This window comes from Frankia sp. AiPs1, assembly GCF_023716945.1.
Classification (GTDB): domain Bacteria; phylum Actinomycetota; class Actinomycetes; order Frankiales; family Frankiaceae; genus Frankia.
This window is the reverse complement of sequence record NZ_JAMQQF010000469.1, coordinates 1-4802: the sequence shown is the minus strand read 5'-3', so window position 1 is coordinate 4802 and position 4802 is coordinate 1. Positions and strand designations below refer to the sequence as shown.

3 protein-coding genes and 1 pseudogene are annotated in these 4802 nt (G+C 72.2%); all 4 read right to left on the bottom strand.

Going from position 1 to position 4802, the window contains the following annotated elements; all coding sequences use genetic code 11:
* A pseudogene (locus tag ND748_RS25450) lies at positions 1 to 650 on the bottom strand (hypothetical protein); the annotation flags it as partial.
* A 153-nt stretch (positions 651 to 803) separates the two neighbouring features.
* Positions 804 to 2579: an MDR family MFS transporter gene (locus ND748_RS25445; protein ID WP_251748583.1), complete on the bottom strand. Its 1776-nt coding sequence runs from the start codon at positions 2577 to 2579 to the stop codon at positions 804 to 806.
* Between the two features lie 144 nt (positions 2580 to 2723).
* Positions 2724 to 3395 carry a TetR family transcriptional regulator gene (locus ND748_RS25440; RefSeq protein WP_251748582.1) on the bottom strand — a complete coding sequence of 224 codons (672 nt, stop codon included), beginning with the start codon at positions 3393 to 3395 and terminating at the stop codon, positions 2724 to 2726.
* A gap of 333 nt (positions 3396 to 3728) precedes the next feature.
* Positions 3729 to 4637, bottom strand: a complete 909-nt coding sequence (rfbD, locus tag ND748_RS25435; protein ID WP_251748580.1) for a dTDP-4-dehydrorhamnose reductase — start codon at positions 4635 to 4637, stop codon at positions 3729 to 3731.
* Positions 4638 to 4802: the final 165 nt, after the last annotated feature.

Genomic DNA, 4802 nt, shown 5'->3' with positions numbered 1-4802 from the left:
GCCACGGCCTGCGGCCGCCGCCAACCCGCCAGCACCGCGACGCCGGCCGAGACCAGCACCCCGAACAGGCTGTCCGCCAGCACGAACTGCCCCAGGTCGAGCACCCACGGCGCGAGCAACGCGGGGGCGGCGGCGAGTGCGGCCAGCCAGGGCCGGCGAACCGCCCGCAACGCCACCGCGTAGAGCGCCACCGCGACGGCCAGGGTCAGCAGGTGCTGCACGACCACGATCCGGGTCACGTGGCTGGGTCCGTCGAGGATCCGCAGGAAGATCGGATAGCCGGACGGCCGCCAGTCCCCCGGCCACAGATCACGCCAGGCCTGGTCCAGATAGGCGGCGGAGTCCCCGAGGTACATCAGCGCCGGCGGGTAGGCGACCAGCACCAGCACCCGGGCGGCGACCGCCACGATGAACAGGACGGCGAAGACCGCGTGGCGCCGAACGCTGCGGCGGACTCGGCCGAGAACCGCCCGTGCCCCGGAGTCACGCCCCGCGACGGATTCGCCGGCCGGCCGGCCCGTCCCTGTCGGTGGCGACGAGCGTTGGACCGGCGTCGGGGGGGCGAGCGGCCCGGAGTGGACGGACGGTGGACCGGGGCTGGCACTGTCGGCGTCCACGGCCTCGCCGGGAACCTGGCTGACGCTACCCATCGCCCCCAGTCTCGCAGGGCCGCCACCTGCCGCCCTTCACCGGACCGGCGCTGACGTGCCGCGGAGGTACCCGCGCCGGCAGGGCGCGGGTACCTCCTGGTCAACCGATGGGGGGCAGAAGCCCGGGCAGTGCGGCCCGAGCCCGAGATCCGGCTACGGGAGAGGCTTCGCCGTGGCGCGGGACTCGTCCAGACTCTCCTCGTCGACGACCACGACGGCCGTCGGCGCGGCGGCGGTCAGTGCGGCGGCGATGCCGGTCGCGGTGGAGTCGGGCCCGGCAGGGGTCGTGCTGGCCGGGGCCGTGCCGGCAGGGGCCGTGCCGGCAGGGGTCGTGCTGGCAGGGGCTGCGGCGTCGTCGACGGCCGGGGCGGCGGCGTCGACGGTGTGGCGCATGCGGATCTCCGGCAGCAGCCAGGTGAGGGCGAAGGCGATCAGGCCGATCGGCACCGCGACCAGGAACACCGTCTGCATCGAGTCCGAGAACGCCTGGACGAAACCGTCGCGGATGTCCGGCGGCAGGGCGCTGAGGAGCTTCGGGCTGATGTTCGCTCCGGAGGCGGCGAGGCCGGGCGGCAGCGGCAGGCCCGCCAGCCGGTCGCTGATGTTGCCGGCCAGCACGTTCGCGAAGATCGCGCCAAACACGGCCGTACCGAACGAACCACCGATGGAGCGGAAGAAGGTCGCGCCCGAGGTTGCCACGCCCATCTGCCGGTGGTCGACGGAGTTCTGCACGGCGATAACGAGCACCTGCATCACCGAGCCGATCCCGACGCCGAGCACGAACATCGACAGCGCGAGCTGCCAGGTGGCGATGTCGGGGCTGATGAACGACAGCAGGAAAAGGCCGATCGTCATCACCGCGGTGCCCACGATCGGGAAGACCTTGTACCGGCCCCACGTGCTGATCAGCCGCCCGGAGATGATCGAGCTGAGCAGCAGCCCGCCCATGACCGGCAGCATCTGCAGGCCGGACTCGGTCGGATCGACGCCCTTGACCACCTGCAGGAACAGCGGCAGGAAGACGATCGCGCCGAACATCGCGAAGCCGACGACGAAGCCGATCGCACCGGCCGCCGAGAACACCCGGTTGCGGAACAGCGACAGCGGCAGGACCGGCTCGGCCGCCCGGCGCTCGGCGAAGACGAACGCGACGAGCAGCACGGCGCCCGCGACCCCCATCCCGATGATCTCCGGCGAGCCCCAGCCGTAGGTGGTGCCGCCCAGGCTCGTCAGCAGCACCAGGCTGGTGGTCGCCCCGGCGAGCAGCACGGTGCCGAGATAGTCGATCACATGCTTGATCCGGTTTTTCGTCGCCGGCAGGGCCAGCGCCGTGGCCACCAGGGCGACCGCACCGACCGGCAGGTTCACGTAGAAGACCCACCGCCACGACAGGTGGTCCACGAACAGCCCGCCGAGCAGCGGGCCGATCACCGAGGACACGCCGAACACGGCGCCGAACAGGCCCTGGTAGCGACCACGGTCACGGGGCGGCACCAGGTCGCTGATGATGGTCATCGCGCCGATCATCAGGCCGCCGCCACCGAGGCCCTGTAGGGCCCGGAAGCCGATGAGCTGGCCCATCGACGTGCTGGCGCCGGCAAGGACCGAGCCGACCAGGAACAGCACGATCGACACCTGGAAGAGGATCTTCCGCCCGTACAGGTCACCGAGCTTGCCCCACACCGGGGTCGACACCGTCGAGGCGAGCAGGTAGGCGGTGACCACCCACGACAGGTGGGTGGCCCCGCCGAGATCACCGACGATCGTCGGCAGCGCCGTGGACACGATCGTCTGGTCCAGCGAGGCCAGCAGGATCCCCAGGAGCAGGGCTCCCATGATGATCCAGAGCCGGCGCTTGTCGGCGACCTGCGCCGCGGACGCGTTGGCCGGGACCTCGACGCCGGGCGTGGACGCCTGAGCCTGGGTCATGATCAGCTCCCCTCGTGGTCGTGGCTGTCGGTACAGAGTTCCGTCGTTCTCATCGGTGTGGCTTCCTCGGCGGGTGCTGGTGCGGGGGACATACTCGGGAACGTTTCGGGGGACGGCTCGGTGTCGGCGTCCGGGCAACGCCGGTCAAGCCGACACCGCGCGTGGTGGGGGCGGCAGGCCACGCGCCAGGCTGTCGAACGCCTGGCCCAGCAGATCGGCCAGCGGCGCGCCCGGGGACTCCTGCCAACGCACGGACAGGATGCGCACGATCGCCAGGACCGCGGCGACCAGCACGGCCGGATACGGGTCCCGGGCCGGATCGAGGCCGCAGCGGCTGCCGACGGCCTCGGCGAGCGCGTTCTCGTAGGAGCTCCAGCTCGCCGCGCTGGCCGTCATCAGGTGCGGATGCCGACGGATGATCGCGAGGCGGGTCCGCCAGAGGTCGGCCTGATCGGGTGCGATCAGGGCGGCGCGCTGCAACATGACCGCGCGCACCGCGGTCAACGGCTCCTCGCCGGCGGGGCGGGCCGCGAGCGCCTCGGTGATCTCGCGGATGTCCTCCGGGTCGATGCCGACGATCGCGTCGTCCTTGGTGGGGAAGTAGTTGAAGAACGTCCGGGTGGAGACCTCCGCCGCGGCGGCGATCTCGTCGACCGAGACGCCGTCCAGCCCGCGCTCGGCGACAAGCCGGATGGCCGCCATCCGCAGGGCCCGACGGGTCCGCAGCTTCTTGCGTTCCCGCAGGCCCAGCTCCGCCGGCCGGGCCCCGGCCAGCGGCTCCACGGGTGGCCGATCCGTGCCCGCCTGGGTCGTCATCGTCCCCTCCCGCCACCGGTCTTCCCGCTTGTTGCAGCAGCTACAACCTTGTAGTCCCTACATTTATTCTCGCTCTGCAAAATTTCTTCAAAGGTGACGGACCGCACACAGAAGGGCCTCACGGACACACGGATCGGCCGTCGACGTATCGATCCGGTCACACGGCAGGCGACGGCAGTATTCCGTCACCCGGTACAGGACGACAGCGACGTCACTCAGCAGGCAGGACGAGGGCGGCCGGCCCCGCCCGGGCAGGACCTCGCCGGGCAGGACCACGCAGGGGAGAGCCTCGCCCGGGCAGAGCCTCGCCCGTGAACGGGCGAGGAGACGGGCTCAGCCGCGCAGGTCCTCGCCGGCCAGGGCGAAGGCGGCCTGCAACGCCTGGTCCCAGGGACGCAGCGGGGTGAGGCCCGCATCCGCCCACGATCGGGTGGACAGCACGGAGTAGGCCGGCCGGGCGGCGGCCCGAGGAAAGGCGTCCGTGGTCGTCGCGCTGACCGTGGCCGGGTCCAACCCGATCTCGGTCATGATCCGACGGGCGAATCCGTACCAGGTCGTCTCGCCGGTGTTCGTGCAGTGGTAGACCCCGGGCAACGCCGGCGAGGCGACGAGGTCGAGCAGGCCGGTGGCCAGATCGGCCGACCAGGTCGGCGAGCCGGTCTGGTCGGCGACGACCGAGACCGCCCCGCGCTCCCGGGCCAGTCGACTGATCGTCTTGACAAAGTTACGACCCGTCCGCCCGTACACCCAGGCGGTCCGGACGACGTAGGAGGACGCGGGTAGCAGTGCCCGCACGGCCTCCTCGCCCGCGAGCTTGGTGCGGCCGTAGGCGCCGGCCGGGCCGGTCTCGTCCCCGGTCTCGTACGGCTTCGTCGCCCGGCCGTCGAAGACGTAGTCGGTCGAGAGCTGCACCAGCGTGGCGTCAACCTCGGCGCAGGCGGCAGCGAGATGCGCGGGTCCGGTGGCGTTGACGGCGTAGGCCCCGGCCTCGTCGGCCTCCGCACCGTCCACGTCCGTCCAGGCAGCGGTGTTGATCACAACCAGGCCGCCCTGGATCTTCGCCGGCCGGGCCTGGTCACGCAGGACGGCGCGGACCCGCGCGGGGTCGGTGATGTCCAGCTCGGTCCGGCCGAGCCCCGCCCAGGCCCGCACGGGAGAGTCCGGTTCGGCCATCCGAGCCTCGAGCAGGCGGCACAGGTCGGCGCCGAGCTGTCCGGCGGCGCCGGTCACGAGAACGCGCACGGCCCGAGTCTGGCAGACCAACCCACGTCCATCGCAGCAGCCTCGGCCGTGCCGCGCCGACTCGGGCTAATAGGTGCAACGCGAGGTGAGCTCCGCGGCGGTCGTGGCGGGAGCGGGGGGCGAGGCGGCGGCGGGCGCGGCCGGCGCGGTGGCCCCACCGGAGGC

Coding starts and splice junctions, on each gene's coding strand:
- ND748_RS25445 (WP_251748583.1), bottom strand. CDS start 2,579: ATGACCCAGGCTCAGGCGTCCACGCCCGGCGTCGAGGTCCCGGCCAAC.
- ND748_RS25440 (WP_251748582.1), bottom strand. CDS start 3,395: ATGACGACCCAGGCGGGCACGGATCGGCCACCCGTGGAGCCGCTGGCC.